General features: G+C 40.8%; 13 protein-coding genes. 6 read left to right on the forward strand and 7 right to left on the reverse strand.

The features are described from left to right. Positions 1-52: 52 nt before the first annotated feature. Entirely contained in the window at positions 53-1,165 is a 1,113-nt protein-coding gene (locus BMY50_RS23035; RefSeq protein ID WP_093329674.1) for a carbohydrate-binding family 9-like protein, read from the reverse strand. 408 nt (positions 1,166-1,573) lie between these two features. On the opposite strand from BMY50_RS23035, the gene BMY50_RS23040 reads away from it, so the two are divergent. The 5 genes from BMY50_RS23040 to BMY50_RS23060 all read left to right on the forward strand — a co-directional run bounded on the left by BMY50_RS23040 (position 1,574) and on the right by BMY50_RS23060 (position 8,411). Then, a complete protein-coding gene (locus BMY50_RS23040) occupies positions 1,574-1,996 on the forward strand; it encodes a hypothetical protein (RefSeq protein WP_139202323.1) in 423 nt (140 codons plus the stop codon). A gap of 145 nt (positions 1,997-2,141) precedes the next feature. Then, positions 2,142-3,185, forward strand: a complete 1,044-nt coding sequence (locus BMY50_RS23045) for an efflux RND transporter periplasmic adaptor subunit (RefSeq protein WP_238383861.1) — start codon at positions 2,142-2,144, stop codon at positions 3,183-3,185. A gap of 15 nt (positions 3,186-3,200) precedes the next feature. Next, positions 3,201-6,362, forward strand: a complete 3,162-nt coding sequence (locus tag BMY50_RS23050) for an efflux RND transporter permease subunit (protein ID WP_093329684.1) — start codon at positions 3,201-3,203, stop codon at positions 6,360-6,362. Next, the gene (locus tag BMY50_RS23055) at positions 6,355-7,794 is read left to right on the forward strand and encodes a TolC family protein (RefSeq protein ID WP_093329686.1); all 1,440 of its coding nucleotides are present in this window, start codon (positions 6,355-6,357) and stop codon (positions 7,792-7,794) included. Before BMY50_RS23050 ends, BMY50_RS23055 begins: the two co-directional genes overlap by 8 nt. Before the next feature lie 338 nt (positions 7,795-8,132). After that, complete coding sequence (locus BMY50_RS23060; protein WP_093329688.1) at positions 8,133-8,411, forward strand: hypothetical protein; 279 nt, start codon at positions 8,133-8,135, stop codon at positions 8,409-8,411. Between the two features lie 25 nt (positions 8,412-8,436). Here BMY50_RS23060 and BMY50_RS23065 read toward each other — a convergent pair whose 3' ends face one another. The 5 genes from BMY50_RS23065 to BMY50_RS23085 form a co-directional block, all read right to left on the reverse strand. Next, positions 8,437-11,088 carry a glycoside hydrolase family 38 C-terminal domain-containing protein gene (locus BMY50_RS23065; protein WP_093329691.1) on the reverse strand — a complete coding sequence of 884 codons (2,652 nt, stop codon included), beginning with the start codon at positions 11,086-11,088 and terminating at the stop codon, positions 8,437-8,439. Between the two features lie 124 nt (positions 11,089-11,212). Next, the gene (locus BMY50_RS23070; RefSeq protein ID WP_093329693.1) at positions 11,213-13,144 is read right to left on the reverse strand and encodes a RagB/SusD family nutrient uptake outer membrane protein; all 1,932 of its coding nucleotides are present in this window, start codon (positions 13,142-13,144) and stop codon (positions 11,213-11,215) included. Positions 13,145-13,153: 9 nt separating this feature from the next. Then, positions 13,154-16,687, reverse strand: a complete 3,534-nt coding sequence (locus BMY50_RS23075; protein ID WP_202907926.1) for a SusC/RagA family TonB-linked outer membrane protein — start codon at positions 16,685-16,687, stop codon at positions 13,154-13,156. 172 nt (positions 16,688-16,859) lie between these two features. Then, positions 16,860-17,906, reverse strand: coding sequence for a FecR family protein (locus BMY50_RS23080; protein WP_093329696.1), 1,047 nt, complete (start codon positions 17,904-17,906; stop codon positions 16,860-16,862). 59 nt (positions 17,907-17,965) lie between these two features. Continuing rightward, positions 17,966-18,526, reverse strand: coding sequence for an RNA polymerase sigma factor (locus BMY50_RS23085; RefSeq protein WP_093329699.1), 561 nt, complete (start codon positions 18,524-18,526; stop codon positions 17,966-17,968). Positions 18,527-19,131: 605 nt separating this feature from the next. Here BMY50_RS23085 and BMY50_RS23090 point away from each other — a divergent pair. Further along, positions 19,132-19,716 carry a dihydrofolate reductase family protein gene (locus BMY50_RS23090; RefSeq protein ID WP_093329702.1) on the forward strand — a complete coding sequence of 195 codons (585 nt, stop codon included), beginning with the start codon at positions 19,132-19,134 and terminating at the stop codon, positions 19,714-19,716. Between the two features lie 222 nt (positions 19,717-19,938). On the opposite strand, the gene BMY50_RS23095 is transcribed toward BMY50_RS23090, so the two are convergent. Beyond that, complete coding sequence (locus BMY50_RS23095; protein WP_093329704.1) at positions 19,939-20,127, reverse strand: hypothetical protein; 189 nt, start codon at positions 20,125-20,127, stop codon at positions 19,939-19,941. Positions 20,128-20,129 lie beyond the last annotated feature (2 nt).

Consider the following 20,129-nt stretch of genomic DNA (forward strand, 5'->3'; position numbering starts at 1 on the left):
TTTTAAAACCACAAAGAAGCTATGCCCGTATACGCATTAGCTCCCGTAAAGATTAAGGCCAATCGAAGAATACTTTTCCGTCCTGATCAACCGCCATCAAAAGGTGATTTTTAGCTGGTAGGTAAGCAACCCAAAACTGATGGGCATTGGCTTTCATAACCAAGGTCAGGTCTTCCGGAACAGCATCTGCAGGAAAGGTTATATTCAATGTTTTCAGATCACCGGCAAAACATCCGTTTTCTCTTTTATACATTCCTTGCAGATAATACACTTTCCATACAAGCTCTCTTGCTTTATCCAAGCTATCTAAATACGTCTCAACCTTCTTTATATCCCCCTTCTCATCGGCAAAAATGAGATATCCCCAACGTTCAGGCATATGCAAATTCACCATACCCTGAGGTGCCCAGACCCAATAGGTTGGCTCTAGGACCTTGCCTTGTGCATTCGTCTGTTTACTATATATTCCGCTTTCTACTTTCAAAGGCCATTGTACCCGCGACAGGTTCATCCGCCAGATATTTCCGGGAATCTGCTTTTCGTTCATCCCCATGGTTATACTTTTTAAAGGAAAAGCTAGTTCTATCGACCAGCCTCGATCTTGGTCTTCCGGCCGATTTAAAGAACCCATGAGATGTACTGCTTTTTTCAATCCCTTCACGTCCCAATCGCTTAAAGGCCTCCCTCCGCTCCGATAAGGCTTGGTCATTAATAGATCCCATACAGTACCTAAAGCATTTATTTGAAACTCCATATATTGTTGGCTATCGCCATCCGGATCAATAAAAAGCTCAAAAGCATTTTCCTCGAATATTCGGTTGTCATGATGTTGTAGGGATGCCCAAAGATGTTGCTCTTTAAACTCAACATACAAGTAAAGGAATTCATCATTCCACAGCATCTTGGCTCGGGTCTCTTCCGGGCGCTGCATGATAGCCACATCAGCTATATGTTTAAAAGGGCTAATCCAATCTGCCTTGCTCCACGCGGCTTCGTCCGCCTTTCCGTCGATCTGCAAGGTATCCGCAATCCTAAGCATACGATATCGGGGCGGCGCAGTAAACAATTTTTCATTCAGTTGCTGGGCATAACCAGACGACAGGAAAAAAGGCCATATAACATTGTATATTATACAAATCCGGGTAAAAAAAAGCATCAGCTTCATCTGCGCAATTTTTTTTATTATATATTATCATGATTTACCTCTGTTACGGGCATCTCATTTTTTTTGTTTCCTAACTAATAGAACATTTTCGATTAAAACAGCTATTTAAGTGTTTTAAGTCTCCAGCATTTATGCTAGAATCAGGGAACAAACACCGAAAAAACGTTATTCCCTTATGAAAACACCACAAAATAATCTAGGCAAGCTTACGCTGATAGCCAAGCATAATTAGACAGCATGAAAATAACAAAAAAACCTCAAATAATTGATAAAAAGTATAGTTTCCATCCACGGCAGAAAAACAAACGTCTGCATTTCTGAATTTGTAACAATTACACTTAATCTTTAAAATTTCCATACTAAAACTGCTTGTATCATTTTCAAACTTTATCTACATTTGCTTCAAGGATGCAAGGACGATTTCATCATTACATGTTTGGTGTGTTATGCACGATACTTATCAGTTTTGGCTGGTATTATGTAGCACCGCAACATTATTCTGCATCCATTAAGTACCATGCTTTCGAACACGTCGATAGGCCCGTTAATAGTGAAAGCCTAGAAACAAAAATCGCTCGCAAAGGCAAACATCATCGCCGTGAAAAAATCCGGGCTTATTTTCCGGAAAGCGAAAATGAAAACGATAATACTGAAAACGACCCTAATCCTTCTCCGTTAATCCTATTCATAGAGAATGGTTTCGGAAATTTAATCTCCTATATCTCCACGGATTTTCTTAACAGGCGTACCGCCATTTTACTTGCGAATGCAGAAAATCTAAGCTCACGAAAGAACGCACTTTATATTCGCTACAGTGTATTCAGGCTGTGATTTTGTACTAATTTTTTTAAAAGATGTGAATGGTTTTCAAATTTACTTGAGGGCTCGTTACACTATTGTTTAATTTTTTAAAAATTATTATAAAACTATTATCACAGTCATGAAAAACTTCATGTATATAAACTTGTGCCTTATTATGGCAGCTACAAGTTGCCAATCTGAAAAAAAAGAAAAGACAGAAGCCGCCCTTTTTAACGTTACCTCTCCATTAGTCAAAGATACACTGGTTAATAAAGATTATGTGGCTCAAATTCGTTCCATCAATCATATCGAACTACGTGCCCAGGAAAAGGGCTACATCCAATCCATATTCGTTGATGAAGGACAGTATGTACAAAAAGGACAACCGCTGTTTAAAATTATGCCTAATCTCTACGAATCTGACGTCAATCGTGCCAGGGCGGAAGTTAAATATGCTGAAATCGAATATCAAAACACCCAAAACCTTTCTGAAAAAGACATTGTAGCTCCCCAAGAAGCAGAAATGGCCAAAGCAAAATATGAAAAGGCCAAGGCAGAACTTGCCTCCATGAATACACATTTGAAATTTACGGATATCAGCGCGCCTTTCTCCGGTATCGTAGGAAAACTTCATTTGCGGAAAGGGAGCCTTGTTGATGAAGGTGAACTGATCACGGAACTATCGGACAATAGCAAGATGTGGGTATATTTTAATGTTCCTGAAGTAGAATATCTCAATCAAATGGAGGCTAAAAAGGATAATAACCCACTGCATGTTCGATTGAAAATGGCCAATGGGAAGGAATTTGACCAGGAGGGTATCGTAGAGACAATCGAATCTGATTTCAACAATGAAACAGGAAATATCGCTTATAGAGCTACATTTCCAAATCCAAAAGGACTATTGAGATATGGACAGACAGGGAATATCGTCATTACATCTCCTTATGTGAATGCGCTAATGATTCCTCAGAAAGCTACATTTGAAGAGCTTGAAAAAAAATATGTATATGTTATAACCAAAGATAATAAAGTAAAAGCGCGAGAGATAATAGTTGCTGCCGAACTACCGCATATCTACGTCGTCTCCTCTGGTTTGAGCAAAGACGAAAAGATTCTACTGAATGGACTGCGAATGGTACAAGAAAATCAAACAATTGAATCGAAGTACCAAGTGCCGGAAAAAGTAATGGCGAACCTAGATTTATATGCAGAGTAATTAAAAAGCAGCATTATGTTTAAAAAAGTAATACACCGACCGGTATTTGCTATTGTCATATCGGTTGTCATCCTGTTTATCGGCGGGCTGGCCATAAAACAGCTTCCTACCGAACAATTTCCCAAAATTGCTCCAACAACAGTAGCGGTTTCAATTGCCTATCCTGGCGCAAGTGCTGATGTCCTTGTAAAATCATCATTAATAACGCTGGAAAATGCGATCAACGGCGTGCAGGGAATGCGTTATATCGCAACCGACGCGACCAGCGCTGGTGAAGCGACCGTAAATGTCGTCTTTGACCCGGGAACAGATCCCAACGATGCTGTGGTACTGGTTAAAACGAGAGTGGATCAAGTCATGCCTTTGTTGCCTGAACTCGTGCAGAAGGAAGGTGTGATCGTAAACCCCATTCAGCCTAGTATGCTGATGTATGTCAACCTATACAGTACCAACAAAAGCATGGACGAGAAATTCTTGTATAACTATGCAATGGTAAATATCATCCCTGAGATCAATCGTATCCATGGTATAGCCAAATCTCAGATTCTTGGCAGTCGAAGATATGCCATGCGTATCTGGTTAAACCCGGCCCGTATGCGGGCTTATAACCTGTCTGTCGATGAGGTAATGAAAGCGATTGGTGAACAGAGTATTATTGGGCGTCCAGGTCGTTTAGGACAAAGTTCCGGAATCGCTGCCCAATCGCTGGAGTATGTACTGACCTACAAAGGACAGTATAATAAGCCGGAAGAATACGAGAACATCATTGTTAGAGCAAATACCGAAGGTGAGAATATCAAACTGAAAGATGTAGCAAAAGTTGAACTTGGTAGCGAATTCTTTGATATCTACTCTAATCTGGACGGGCATCCTTCGGCATCTATTGTATTGAAACAAAATTATGGTAGTAATGCCAATGATGTTATCAAGGATGTAAAAGCAAAGCTGGATGAAATGAAAGGAAACTTCCCGCCGGGTGTTGACTATAAAATCAGCTATGATGTATCTCAATTTTTGGATGCTTCTATCGAACAGGTTATGCACACCTTGCGTGACGCTTTTATCTTGGTTGCCATTGTGGTGTTTATTTTCCTTGGCGATTGGCGCTCTACACTGATCCCAATCATTGCGGTGCCGGTTTCGCTGATAGGTACATTCTTTGTCATCCAGCTGTTCGGCATGTCGATCAATTTGGTCACCCTGTTCGCACTTGTCTTGGCCATCGGGATTGTAGTGGACAATGCGATTGTCGTTATCGAGGCCGTACATGCCAAGATGGAAGAGAGTAATATTTCTCCATACAACGCGGTAAAAGAGGTTATGGCTGAAATTGCGGGTGCCATCATTGCTATAACCGCGGTCATGGTAGCTGTATTTATCCCCATTTCATTTATGACGGGGCCTGTGGGGACATTTTACCGTCAGTTTTCAATTACTATGGCGAGTTCGATCGTTATATCAGCGGTAGTAGCGCTTACACTTACACCAGTGCTTGCGGCCATGTTACTTAAAAATAACCATGGTAAACAAAAAAAGGTAAATATATTTACCAAGTCGTTAGATGCATTTAACCACACTTTTGATAAAGTAACGGGTAAATACGCTGCTCTACTTCGAAAAATCGCCAACCGAAGAGTCATCACATGGGGTATCTTGATTGCATTCTGTGTCGGTATTTTTGTGATCAATAAAACACTTCCGGGTGGATTTATTCCGAGTGAAGACCAGGGAACAATTTATGCCATTATTCAAACACCTCCTGGCTCTACGCTAGAACAAACCAATAAAATTTCCAGAGAACTACAAAAAATCTGTCAGGCAGTAGATGGCGTTGAGTCTGTATCCTCACTCGCAGGTTATGAAATTATGACCGAAGGTCGCGGCTCAAATGCCGGAACATGTCTCATCAATCTTAAAACATGGGATGACCGTGAGCATTCTGTAAAAGAGATCATGGAAGAACTTGAAGAGAAGTCGAAAAGCCTGGGTGCTACCGTTGAGTTTTTCGAACCACCCGCAGTTCCTGGTTTTGGATCTTCTGGTGGTTTTTCTATGCGCCTGCTTGATTTGAACCGGACAACTGACTATCAGGATTTCGATAAAGTGAATAAAGCTTTTATTGCCAATCTAAAAAAACGCAAGGAGCTAACAGGGGTATTTACCTTTTTTGCTGCCAATTATCCACAATACGAATTGATATTTGATAATAATGCAGCCATGCAAAAAGGAGTCTCTATTGGTAAAGCAATGGATAACCTTAATATTCTTATCGGTAGTACTTACGAGCAGGGTTTTATTCGCTTTGGACAGTTCTTCAAAGTATATGTACAGTCATCTCCCGAATTTAGACGACTTCCTTCGGACATCATGAACCTATATGTGAAAAATGATCAGGAACAGATGGTTCCTTATTCGGCATTTATGACATTGAAAAAAATGCAGGGACCGAATGAAATCACACGTTATAATATGTACAACTCAGCCGCTATTCGTGGTCTTCCAGCCAAGGGTTATACAACCGCAGATGCCATTCAGGCAATCAATGAAACAGCTCTTAAAACATTACCTCACGATTACAAAGTAGCTTGGGAAGGACTGTCTTATGACGAAGCGCAGCGCGGAAACGAAGCCATCTATGTATTTCTTGTTGTCCTGGTGTTTGTATATCTGGTACTAGCCGCACAATATGAAAGCTTTATTATCCCATTTGCCGTGTTATTATCACTACCGGTTGGTGTATTCGGGTCATTCTTTCTACTTAAAGCCATGGGCCTTGAAAATGACATTTATGCACAGGTAGGACTTATCATGATTATTGGTCTTTTAGGTAAAAATGCGGTGCTCATTGTAGAGTTCGCGGTTAAAAGGCGTCAAGCCGGCGACTCTATTTTAGATGCGGCCATAGAGGGATCTAGAGCACGCTTCAGACCAATACTAATGACATCATTTGCCTTTATAGCAGGACTTGTACCACTTGTCTTTGCTGGCGGAGCGGGTGCTATCGGAAACCATACCATCGGTGCATCAGCTTTGGGTGGAATGCTTGTGGGAACGATTTTCGGAGTCATTGTCATTCCGGGACTCTATTACATTTTTGCAAAATTGGCCGATGGAAGAAAAATGATCCAGGCCGAAGACGAATCACCTTTAAGCGAAGACATGATCCATTATGAATAAGAAAAAAATATATCAATATACAGGTTTCGCACTGTTCTTGCTAAGTTTTGCAGCCTGTAAACCTTTGGAAATAAAACAACGTGCCGAAAATAGAAATGTACCGGAAAAATATGGTACCGCAAACAGTGATTCTACAAATACTGGAAAAATCAGGTGGAATAACTACTTCAGCGACCCTAATTTGCAAGCATTGATCAGTCAGGCCTTACAAAACAATCAAGAGCTCAACATTGTCTTACAGGAAATTGAGATGGCCAAAAACGAGGTCAGTGCCAAAAAGGGTGAATATCTGCCTTCTGTAGGAGTTAAGGCTGGCGCTGGCGTAGATAAAGTAAGCCGCTACACCAACATCGGAGCGATGGAGAAAAACACGGAAATAGAGCCTGGTAGAGAAATGCCTGAACCGTTGTTTGATTTTGGTGTAGGGGTAGAAGCAACATGGGAAACAGATATATGGGGCAAGCTGCACAATGCAAAAAGAGCCCAGCTACAGCGATATCTTGCGAGTGTGGAAGGGAAAAATTTCATGGTAACAAATCTGATCTCCGAAATCGCAGATTCTTATTATGAACTGCTTGCATTAGATAATGAACTGCTGGTGGTCAATGAGAATATTAAAATCCAAAATGATGCATTGGGGGTTGTAAATGATCTAAAAAAGTTCGCCCGATCCAACAAGCTTGCTATCAAAAGATTCCAAGCACAAGTATTGAAGACACAGGGAATGCAATATGACATCAAACAAAAGATAACTGAAACAGAAAATAAGATCAATTATCTTATCGGAAGATTCCCCCAACCTGTGCAAAGAAATCAGCATGCATTTGATAAACTTGTTCCACAGGCAGTCCACACGGGTATTCCTGCTGATCTTTTGGAAAACAGACCGGACATCAAGCAAGCCGAATATGAACTTGCTGCTTCGAAACTTGATATCAAATCGGCCAAAGCACGCTTCTACCCTTCTTTGGATATAGCAGCAGGTGTAGGATTGCAGGCCTTTAACCCAACGTATCTGGTAAAACCGGAATCCTTCGCAGCTTCGCTTCTTGGGGAGCTTACCGCCCCATTGATCAACAAAAGAGCGATAAAAGCAGCCTACAAAAATGCCAATGCAAGGCAAGTACAAGCGGTCTTGCATTATGAACAGACAATATTGGGTGCATACATCGAAGTTGCAAACCAGCTTTCCAAAATTAAAAATTTGGAAAACGGTCTGGATGTGAAAACTAGGGAGGTCTATGCCCTAAACGAATCCATTGGTATCTCCAATGATCTGTTTAAATATGCACGGGCGGACTACATGGAGGTTTTACTGACACAACGTGATGCTTTGGAATCCAAATTTGAACTGGTTGAAAAGAAAGTCAACCAGCTAAAAGCTAGCGTAGCGATATATAGATCGTTAGGTGGTGGATGGGATAGTCAATAATACAATATCCTAATTTTTATTTATTAGAAGCCGTATCAAAATGTAAATTTAGATACGGCTTCTTTTTTAAAACGATTATTAATCTAAGTTTGGTAGAATATGGTTTATTATGCCAATACTAATTGAATACGGCTCAATGAGGGCTGCCGCCTGATATCTTCGTGTTTCATTCGATTTCTGTCTTGGTAAAACTGAATTTCGCTTTTGATAGACGACATAGAATTTGAACAAATCATAAATGAAATTTTATAACCTTTGCACAATAGATTGAAAATATCTAACTTAACCATTCAGATTTGATAGTTCTACATAAAAAGAACACACCTAATTAAATAATTATGAGCACACTAATACACTTTGTAAGAGAAAAAAACATTCGCGACAAGTTCTTTTGTACAGCTGATCCGCAGGTTATTGATAAAATCACATTCGACCATAAAACGCTCATATCAGAAGGTACACAATTGAGAATTCATAGCAAGAATTATGTTGTGCAGAGTAAAATTTATACAACTGCTGACAGGGGATGCATTAACGAATGGGAATCTCATTATTATGGTAAACCTGCAGAATATGATAATGAAGTTTATTTTCATGTGGAATTGGAAGCCATTTAGATATAGCTCGATTACCTAAAAATATCTACTGTAAAATAAAGCTTGCTGGAGCATAAGCATTAACCTCAAATCCGAATTTGCCTGCTATAATTTTTATCGGCTCCCCTATCTTCTCCCCTCGCAAATCGACAGGCATTGCCGTTACTGCATTTATACCATCCGGTAATGTTACGATCATTTTCCCTGAACCCCCAGCTTGTTCCCATACGCGCAAAACGGTTCCATCGCCATCTGGATTTTTTCCAAATGCGGTAATCATTACGCCTTTTTGAGATAATTGGACACCCGCCGCAGATACGGGCAAATACCCGCCGGGATCATTTATTAATGTTGCTAAAAGTGGAGAGCGGGATTCTTCAGAAGGTGTAATAATAGACTTTTCGTTATTAAAATGGTCTATAAACCATAAATTAATCTTTGCGGACCATGAGCCTTCGATCCATTCCGCAAAGTTGGTACCCCAAAGATTGTTGTATAGATTGACGAAAACATTGGGTTTTCGGGGAATGAAATACCCTGAATACTTCCATAATCCGGGCCTATCGAGGCTGATACCTGGAGCATCAGGCGTCGAAAGTCCAATTCCTTTTCCATACTTATCAATTATGGACATACCCGAATTAAGGAAAGAATAGTCAAAATTGCTTCCTTTAACAAAATCCCGGGCAGGATCTATCACGCCACCCAATCTTGCTAATTTAAATGTCGGATCGCTCACATTGAAGGGCAGGCTTATCCAGCCTGCTTCCGGCCAGGACTCAGCTGGCTTGCTATTGATATTCCAGTTGAGCTCAACATTTGGTGTATTTTTATATAAAGTTACTGTGATACTATAATTATGTGGCAGCTTAGTCGACGTTGAAAATAGCATGGTAGCTGCTATTGAAACCGCATTTTTTGAAAAAACAATTTTTGCATGATGTCCTTTTTCTGTAACGTGCGGTTCGTCTGTCAAATTCGGTCTGGTTAGTTGCCCTCCGCCGCCTCTTTTTATGATACTTTTAACGTAGCTATCTGCATCCTTCTTACTGAAACGTTCATACAAATATTGACCAAAGCCATACTCGCTTTTTTTATCAACCATTTCCCTACCCGATTGCTTTTCTAAAATCGAACTTATACTCCCCCTAATTGGGTCAAATTGTATCTTTAAATATTTGTTCTCTATCGTGTTGGTTGATTCATCGATCAAAAACTCGCTTCCAGCATTTGATGGTGCTTCATTAGTCAGTATGTAATTGCGATAGCCTGATGCCGGCACATTCTTCGCAATAAACTGAAGGATATTGTTTTCATTTGAAATCGGTATAATTTCACCCGTTTCAACATCCTTAACGGCAGTGCCCGGGTTGGATGAACTACGCCCTTTAATAGTTACCAATCCACTTCTTTCCCATGGCAGCGAATTATAAACAAAAATTCTTTTTCCTTTAACATTAATCTCTTGAGCCAATGCTCTCAACTGCTGGTTCAACGCTGGTGCTACCATCTTATCAGCTGAAAATACACGGTCTGCTTTTTCCTTCCATGATTTTTCAATATGGTCGTACACACCTTTTGCCCGTTCTATTTTAAATTCATCTCCATAACTCCATGTGCCATTTCTACCATGACTCATTGCCATCCCGAAAGTGTGCTCATCAAACAAAAGATTATCGGTATAGGCTTCCGACAATAAATTTGAAATATTATATTCTTTAGGCGACCATATATTATATAAAGTATTGAGCGACTCTAATGCAAAAAGATCTTTGCTAACCCTACGGGACTCTTTAACCTCTCTTGGCATAGACATAAACCCATAGATCCATGTATCTGGCATATCACCACGCACGACAGGTAATTGGGGATTTTCTTTCATAACAGCATCATAAAAGTCAGACATGCGCCCAATTTTAATTTTTGCATTCGGTACCTGTTGATGTATTTCTGCTAAAACTTTATCAACAGTTTCAGGTGTTGGTGGTCCTGAGTTATCACCATTTTGTATGATTGCCAGCCAGCTTTTATATGGCCAGTTTGGAGGTGGAAGCAAGGAGGTACCATAACCTTTTTCCGAATACATCGTCATCAATTTTGAGCCATCCGGTCCCTCCCACCAGAATAGCTCAGGGACCTCAGGAGATTGAAAGGCCCCGTTGCAACCGATCTGAAGAAATTTCACTCCGGCATGTTTCAACAGCGTAGGCAGCATCCAGGACTGACTGGGTACATCCGACATTTTTGCATCATAAGGTAAAGGCAAACCGTGGCGTCGTGAAATAGCAGACGAGATACCCATACCACGAACCAACATTTCAGGATCGCTGGATTCCGTCTGTATATTAAAAGGCAAGGCGTGTATTACGAAACGACCTTTCACAAAAGCGGCCTCTACGTTAGATTTGATGTCGGGTAAACTCTGATTGATCATTTGACTCATTGGCCAACCAGGAACCGTCCAGACAAATTGCTTTTCGGGAGCCAACCTTTTGCTTTTTTCCATAATGCGAAAAGCATTTTCCATCATAGAAGTACTGTACTCCTTCACAACAGCTTCCGCATAATCCGTATAACCAATATCAAAATGTGTTTTAAATACTATAACGATCTCTTTGACGGACGTATCTTCCTGCTTCTGGGCAAACAACACGGAGCTGGCAAAAAAGAACCAGCATAGTAAAAAACTCTCTTTCATTGTAATTTATATTATAAAACATCTATTAAGTTACGGTAAAGCAGTCGACCGCAGTGGAGGCATTATATCTCTCCACTACGGTCGATGACACCTTTTGGATATCACCTTCTTTCAATAATAACCCTTACCAACCCGGATTCTGCACCAAGGTAGGTGATTGCTGCAATTCCGTATTCATTAATGGGAACAGGTAATGCTTTGGCGCAGTAAACACACGGTCTTCAACAAAGAAGCGTTCCATCCGATACTTTTTCCCGTCAATCTCGATCTTCCCGTTGGGATCTTCAACAGGCTGCATACCATTGATCATCCGTTGGGTTTTTGGATAAGATCCATACCCCTTAGTCCAATATTGTTGCGAGCGTTCATTATTGCTGCCTCCAGCACTTCTAAATTGCTGCTCTTTATTCACTTCACTATCAGAGGTTGGCTCCAGATACAATCGGGCGTCAAAAGCACGTTTATTTTCATAGAAAAACTCTACCCGGCGCTCGCGCTTGATGTATTCGCGCATCAATTCCCGGTTGTTCATCGTTTCCGGTGGCATGGGTACCATAAACGAACGTGCCCGCACCTGGTTAATCAAATTATAGATCTCCGCATTTGGACCATCCAGCTCATTTACGGCCTCGGCATAAATATAGATAAAGTCGGGTAAACGCCATATCGGTGGGGCACTGATTCTTAAGCTACCATTTTTATTCCAGGCCTCTTGTAAATACTTACGCAGGTAATACCCTGTTTTTGTTGCATTGGAGGCATTGATTTTATCGGCGCCGCTCGCTGTATTAACAGTGGATGGGTTGTTAGTCCCATTACGAAAGGGAGCTCCATGATAAACAATATCCCGGTAAAAGCGCGGGTCGCGCTTCACCGAACGATAAGGATTACCATCGTCGTAACCATCATTTTTGGCCCGATCAGCATAAACGGGATAACCGTAACCATCCGGTGCCATATATTCGTATTCATCCACCTGCTCCTGTACCGGTTGTTGTCGGGAGCTCCCACCCCTGCTAGGTGGATACACATCGCCGTACCATCCTTCGTATTTATCTTTGGTTACGAACCAAACAGCCTCGGTTTTGAAAGCATCCATATCGTAATACATCTGCCATAAACGAGTATATACCGTCGAACCACTGGTATTCTGGTTACCACTATCATTAAAATCCTGATCGCTATATTTTTGGTATAAACTAAACCGTGGGGAACCCGCTTCATTCTTTAGGTCCAACACTGCTTTTGCTGCATCACGGGCAGCTGCCCAACGCGCTGCATTATAGGCATAATCATTTTCGAAAACACGGTTACCCGTATAACCATATTGACTCGCTCCATTCCATAAAGGTGCAGCTTGTGTCCAGCGCGTAATGGCAATCAGTCCTAAACAAGCACCTTTGTCGACCCGACCAAAATCATTACTACTCCAATCGGCGGGCAAACGATTAAAGGCTTCCTGTGCATCTTGTACAATTTTATCGCCTACTGCCTGAGCTGATTCACGTGTAAAGTCCTTGGACTGGTTTACATCAACAACATAATCCAAATAAGGCGCTTCACCATAAATGCGCAACACCAAATAATGCAGGTATGCGCGCATAAAATAGGTTTCTCCGACGCGCTTCTGTAGATCGCCCGGATTTATAGGATTATCCGGCGTCTGATATTTCTCTACGCCCACTAAAATCACGTTCGCTTTCCGTATACCGGCATACAGGTCATTCCAATACTGCCCACGGCTACCCGGTATATTTGTGGTATTCCAATCGCCCGTGTTAAAACTATTGGCAGCATTATTGCCAACATTGGTTGCTTCTGCTTCATCTGTGATGCCAGCGGTAGAAAAATCTGCAAACCACGTCATGGGAGCATTGGCAGTCTTCGCTTTTGCATACAAATCCGTTACCAATTGGTTGACTTTATCGTAACGCGTAAACACCTGTTCCTCGGTCAGTTGATCATCAGGTAATTTATCCAGGTACTTCTTGCAAGAACTTAAACTCATGCAGGCGACAAAGGTTAATATAAGGTATTTCTTTAGTTGTGTTTTCATCTTTTTATCTTAGAAGTTAACGTTGACACCAAAATTGTATACTTTCAATAGCGGATACCAATAACCGTTCGTATTACTTTCGGGATCCATATCCAGATGATCCAATCCGTCCCACGTCATTAGGTTCTGTCCTTGCACATAAAAGCGCACTTGGTTTAAGCCGATTCGTTTGATCCAATTTCGAGGTATACTGTATCCAATTTCAACATTTTTTAGACGAAGATATTTGGCATCATATAAGAACAAACTACTGCTACTATTCTTGTTATTATTATGCGTACCCATATGCAGTGCTGGATATGTAGCCGTTTCGGCGGTTTCAGGAGTCCAGCGATTAAGATGAAGAGGCCTTACCGAGCCTGTTTTATCGTGATCATACTGTGGAAAATCCCAGGCGGCGCCATCAGTTACCAGCATAGACGAGTTTAAGGCACCTTGGAAGAGCACACTGATATCTAGTCCTTTATATTGTAGTGTAATCGGTAGACCAAATTGAATTTCAGGACTACGTGGATTTCCCATGATCTGGCGATCAGCAATATCAGTAATCAGGCCATCTCCATTCAAATCCTTATATACTGCATCACCGGGAATAAGTTTGCCCCAGGGTTGATAGCCATTTTCGTTCAGGGCATCTGCCTCCGCCTGATCGCGCACAAAATGATCAAACACATAAACAAAATTTTCATTCAAACGGTGTCCGGTAGCGGTCCGCCAAGGGTGCTCCCAGCTAATTTCATTCTGGAAAATGATCTTGTTACGCGCAAAAGTAAAATTCGGCTTTATATAATATCGAAAATCCTCACCGATACGGTCTGTCCAAGTTAACTCAAAATCGACCCCTCTATTGTTCACAATCCCGGAATTGATGAAAGGTGCCGTTTGACCCACCACACCAGGGAAGCCAAGTCGGTTATCACTCGCTCTCAATTCGGTCAAAATATCATAACGATGCTCGTGGAAAACATCCACGGTAATCCCCAAACGCTCCTTTAAGAACTGCGCATCTAAACCTATATTGATTTTACGGGCTTTTTCCCAGCTCATTAAGGGATTTGCTAAGCGGTCTTCTTTCAAACCATCCAGACGGAGGTTGAAGCCTTGTTCACCAAATTCATAAGCACTTCCTCCTGTATAAAACTGTAAATAACCAAAACGACCGCCCGGTAGTTTATCACTACCCACTAAACCATAAGAACCGCGCAGTTTTAAGAAGTTCAACCACCCTCTGGTATTATTCATAAATTTTTCTTTAGAGATGACCCAGCCGAGTGCTGCAGCAGGAAAGAAACCGTAACGACGTTCAGGTGAAAAGTTTTCCGAACCATTGTAACCAAAGTTAAATTCTGCGAGGTATTTCTGATCGTAATTGTAGGTAAACTGACCACTTAAACCCTGATAACGGATATCGACTTGCGCACGATCTCCATCATAGACACTTTGTGATGAACGGTTGAACAGGAGCATACCACTGACATTGTGTTTATCAAAGGCCTGGTTATAATTCACCTTAAACTGATAGAACGTACGGTTAAAAGGGTTACTCTGTGAAAAGCTGTTCCCTAAGGTTTGGTCGATGGCATACTTATTACCTAAAACATAGGTACCATCGTAAAAGCCTGGATTCATAAATACGTCACGCCCACCTGAAGGCGTAAAGATGGAATAACCGGGATATTCCCGATATCCTTCACTGTAGGTATCTATTTGTCGGCGTAACCATTGTTCTTCATTCGCATCATAAGAAAAGGTACCGTCCACCGTTAGTCCGTTGGTGATGAAATCTAAGTTATAACCCATGGAGAAGCTTCCTTCCAAGTAGGTTTTTTTCTGCGTATGGAAACCACTTTTGGTGAGCTCGCCCAAGATATTGAAACGGTAAATCTGGTCACCGTAAAGCAATCCATCTGGGTGATCTAGCAGATATTGCGCATTCGCGCTATTGCTATTCGGTTCCAGTGTAATGGGCAGATAAGGTGGTTGCGTCATGGCAATGGTTGTAAGCCTTCCCGCACTTGTTCCGGGTGCGGTACGGTCAGTAATACGGGCCCCGAGGTTTAACTTAGCCCATAATTTATCGGTAATATTCACATCGATATTTGACCGGAAATTATAGCGTACAAATTTAGCTTTGGCATTGTAGTCTGACAGGTCAATATGATCGTAGTTAGTACCTTGGCGCATATAGCCCCCCATCACATAATAGCGCGCAATATCATTTCCGCCACGAATAGCCAGATTTGATTCTTGCTGGATGCCGCTTTTGAAAAGGTAATCAAAATAATCCCAGTTATACCCTAGCCCATCGGAATTGTCTCCTTTCGCCTGATGGAATTTATTGATCGCATCCTCAGAAAATAAATTTAAATTATCCACGTTTCCTCCATCACGAAGGGCATCGTTTGTCATCGCCTCATTATAGAGCATTGCGTAATCGCCAGATCCTAAAAGGGAGGGTAATTTTACCGGACTGTTTAGCCCTACAGAAGTTCTAAAATCGACCGTTGCTTTTTCCGCAGCTTTTCCGCGTTTCGTTGTAATGACGATTACGCCGTTAGCGCCACGGATACCATAAGGAGCGGTGGAGGCCGCATCCTTCAGAATGGTAAACGTTTCAATTTCATCTGGGGCCAAGTAAGACATATCGCGTTCAATACCATCCACAATAACAATAGGTGATTGATTACCATAGGTACCTTTACCACGAATAAAAATCTCCGATCGATCAACACCAGGTTCGCCACCGCTATATTGGTTAGCCACTAAACCCGGCAAACGTCCTGCGAGCATATTGTTGATATTCGCCGTAGGGCTCTGTACCAGATCTTTGGAAGTAATGGTACTGACAGCACCAATTACATTTTCCTTTTTCTGTGTAGTATAACCAACAACAACGATTTCTTGCAAGGCCTTTGTGTCTTCCACCAACTGTATATTAACAGTACTTGATCCCTTCAGGTCGATTTGCTGTGGTTGAAAGCCAATATATGAGAAAATTAACATTGCATCAGCATATGGGACATAAATGGTAAAATTACCATTAGCGTCTGTTCTTGTAGCTGTTTTCGTACCTTTTACAACCACACTCACGCCAACCATTTCCTCTTTGGTTACGCTATTAACTACTGTACCCGAAATCTGCTTTCCCTGCTGTATGATACGGTTTACCGAACTGGTTTCCGCCGGAATAATGGTAATCTGTCCGTTTGCTTCATGATAGAACAGACCTAACTTAGGAAGTTCAGTGCTTAGTAACTTTAACAAATCCTCTCCATTCGACTGAACGGTAATTTTTTTATCTTTAAAAAGATCCTCATTATACAATAAGGCAATATCGGTTTGTTGTTGTAAGGTTATAAAAAAAGTTTTTAAAGGTGCATTTTTTAGGTTTAGCGATATTTTCTGCGAAAACGCTTTAGCAGAAAAACCTAACAATAATAAGGTACATAAAATACAGAAAAAAGGATGGATACTAATCCTCTTTTTTGGGCAATTACCTTCCATTACATCACCTTGCGGGTCATGTTCATTTTTTATCGTCATTTGCTTGTTTTTTAGGCAATGAAACGTCGTCGAGTTTTTTTACGGTTATATGCTAGATTATCACCGAAAACTCAAATAGGTTTCATATTTTTGAATAAGATTTAAAGATTAGCTAAGATTTTTACGTCTCAGGAAGAAGGAGCTCCCCCTCCTCTTCCTTATTTTTTCGTCATTATTTTTTTATCAAGTAAACCTCCTTTTCATTAATTTTGATTTGATAACTTTCTAATTCGTATATACTTTTTAAAACATTTTCTATAGATCCCTGCAAGCTTAAGCGTCCGGAATAGGCCACCTTTACCTGTTGTAATGTTTCGGGGCAATGTATGTGCACATTAAAAATACGTTCCAGTTTTTTGAAAAGCATCGGCATGGGCATTTTATCGAGTGCCAATTGCCGCTTGGTCCAGAGCATTCCTCCGTCCACTGCGCCTTCATTTACGTGAATTTTACTTTCCTTTCGGTTTAACGCTAGTTGCTGCCCCGGCTTTAATTGAAACAGTTGATGGTTATCACTTTCAAAAGCAATACGACCGGTGATGAGTGTTGCTAGCATCTCTTGATCTTCTTCATAACAGCTCACATTAAAAGAGGTTCCTAATACCTGAATAGTCCCATCATTGGTTAACACGCGAAAAGGATGCAAATTGGTGGCTATTTCAAAATAGGCTTCACCATTTAAAAACACATCTCTTTTCCCTCCTTTAAATGTTGCCGGAAATGTTAAAAAAGAGCCTGCATTCAACCATATTTTGGAGCCGTCTTCCAAGATCACTTCCTGCCGCATCCCATAGGGCACGTAAACGGTTTTATAATCAACAGCCTCCTTGTTGGCCATTTGTTGCGCGTAAAAAATGCTGTCCTTAAGAATGATTGCTTGTTCCTTTGCCAGATCAGTCTCTCCCTCTTCCAAACCCGTTTTAGACAAAGTAAGCATCTGTATACTGCCTTCCCCATGCTTCAGTAAATTAACACTTAACTGAGCGGCGCGTTTCATTTCCAGGGATAGGTCTTGATTGATACTCATATAAATCCAAAAAACGAGACCGGTAACAAATACAGCTACAATTGCACCAAGCGTACCAATAGTATACTTCTTTTTTTTTCGATCAATGGAATGTTCAATTTTTTCCCAAAGAAAATTTTTGGTATCCGTATTAAAGGATTTGTCCTCATCTTCTGGTCCAGTTAATGATCGTTCCTGTTTTGATTTATCCATTAATCTTTAGCCTTATATAGATAGAGAGCTGAAAACACTCAAGGCATGGACATTTTTTTTTAAAAAAATAAAGAGAAGACAATTACGAGATAAGTTATTGTCTCTAGATCGGCTTTTAACAGTTTAATAGCTCGATAGCTTAGTTTTCGGCAGGTTTCAATATTGATGTTCATAACTTTGGCGACTTCGGGATAAGATAAGTCCAAGGTATAACGTAAATGTAAGATTTCACGTTGCCTTTTAGGTAGGCGGTTAATACCTTCTTTTAGCCGTTCCCAAGCGATCTGTTCTGTTTCTCTTGTAATCAGACCAACTTCTGCGCTCTCCTCTACTTCCACATCGCCTTCTTTAACAACTGTTTCTTCAGCAGTTTTGCGCAGTTTGAATAAGCGCCTCCGCAAAGAAGCCAATAAATAAGCACGGATATTCACGTTCTCGGAGATTTTATGATTTCCGTAAAGATGAACAAAAAGGTCGTGGATGCAATCAAGGACTTGGTCATGATCTCCTCCTAAATTGATTCCATAGGCATATAGAGCGTCTGAATGTGCTTCATAAATACGCCGAAAAGCGTCCTTATCACCTTTGACAAATAATTTCCAAAAATCCTTTAAATCCATGACTTTTTGGTTAATCTCTTCACTAAAGGTATGTCAAATCCGGTGAGCATAATATTTTTATAGAAAAAGCTCACAATATTAGACACAAAAAAATATTCGCACAACTTGAAGCAAAAAGTTAACATAGCGATAAAGTTTATTTCACAATCATCCTGTTTCAATCACAAGATATCTCCTATCTCGCAACATAATTACACACTTTAACAATAAAAACACTTATCCAATTTTTTTATCTTAACCATAAAATATTTCCATGCATTTATAAATGAGCATGATACAAATGATAAAACTTAATTAACAAATGATCTGGTTTTCTTTAGGCCATATCTTAGGTTTGTAAATATACAATTTATCTTTTTGTTGCTCATATGTACACAGATTTCTGTAGGTAAAATGAGAAACTTAAATAATCTGCTCCTAAACGATGTATTTCATGATTCTACGGATATAGGCAAATTGGTCGGTTCTGGTGCTCCAACCAAGAGAGAGATAGGTATTCGCAATGGTTAGTAAATGATCAAAACACCCTCATATTGTCGCAATTCTACCGCTTATGTGTAACTCATACTTTTTAAATTTGGACAATGATTAACTAATAGAGACAAATGAGAAAAATCAGGATTTTCGAACATATCTCGCTGGATGGCGTGATAGAACATGACGGAGACTATACCTATGGCGCGTGGACGACGCCCTATCGTAGCCCAGCAGGAGCTGCCATCCTCTTTGAGGCATATGGCCCCAACTTTGACCTACTGCTTGCCCGACACACCTACGATATATTTAGTAACTTTTGGCCTAATGCCGGAGATTTCCCAATGGCAAATGCAATAAACGCGGCAACGAAATACATCGTAACCCACAGGCCCGACAGCATGGAATGGGGGCCGGTGCAGCATTTGGGCGAGGATGTTATAGATGCAATTCGCGATCTCAAGTCATCGGATGGCCCTGATCTGATCGTCGTGGGAAGTTCGACGTTAACGTCGGTATTGCTTGAACGGGGACTGGCTGACGAGGTTGTGCTCATCACCTACCCTGTTTTACTCGGCCATGGCAAACGCTTATTGTCAGACAGTATTGACGCTCGGGAACTTGCTTTTGTTGGTTCGAAAACCACCTCCACGGGTGTACTCATCAATACTTATAAACACCTCGGATCGTTAAAAAAACCAATTAACCTCCATTAAATTTTGTGCTATGCCTAACTTGCAAGTTATGCACAAATTAGTACAACCACTTAAACATAAACTTCCCTGGGTGAAGTTTTAAATAGAAATTATGACTTCTAAAAATATAAAACTATGAACCCATCATAATTTATTCAAACCGCACAAGGGGATGAAATAAATTACTGCGAATGGACGATGTTGGCATCGTTGTAGAATCCATCGATTACGCCATCTCTTTTTTCACGGGTCTGAACTAAACAATATGTAATGATCCTCATCAGGATGCCAGCCAGCCAAAGCTTCTGCCATCGTATTCCTAGGCATGTTTTCTTTCGCACGTAAGAAATTGATACTGATCGGCGAAACTTTGATAGGAAAGGGCACGTCTGCGAAATTTTCATCGCTTATCTTTACGGCATCAAGTATCAAAA

Source organism: Olivibacter domesticus, assembly GCF_900109575.1.
Classification (GTDB): Bacteria; Bacteroidota; Bacteroidia; order Sphingobacteriales; family Sphingobacteriaceae; genus Olivibacter; species Olivibacter domesticus.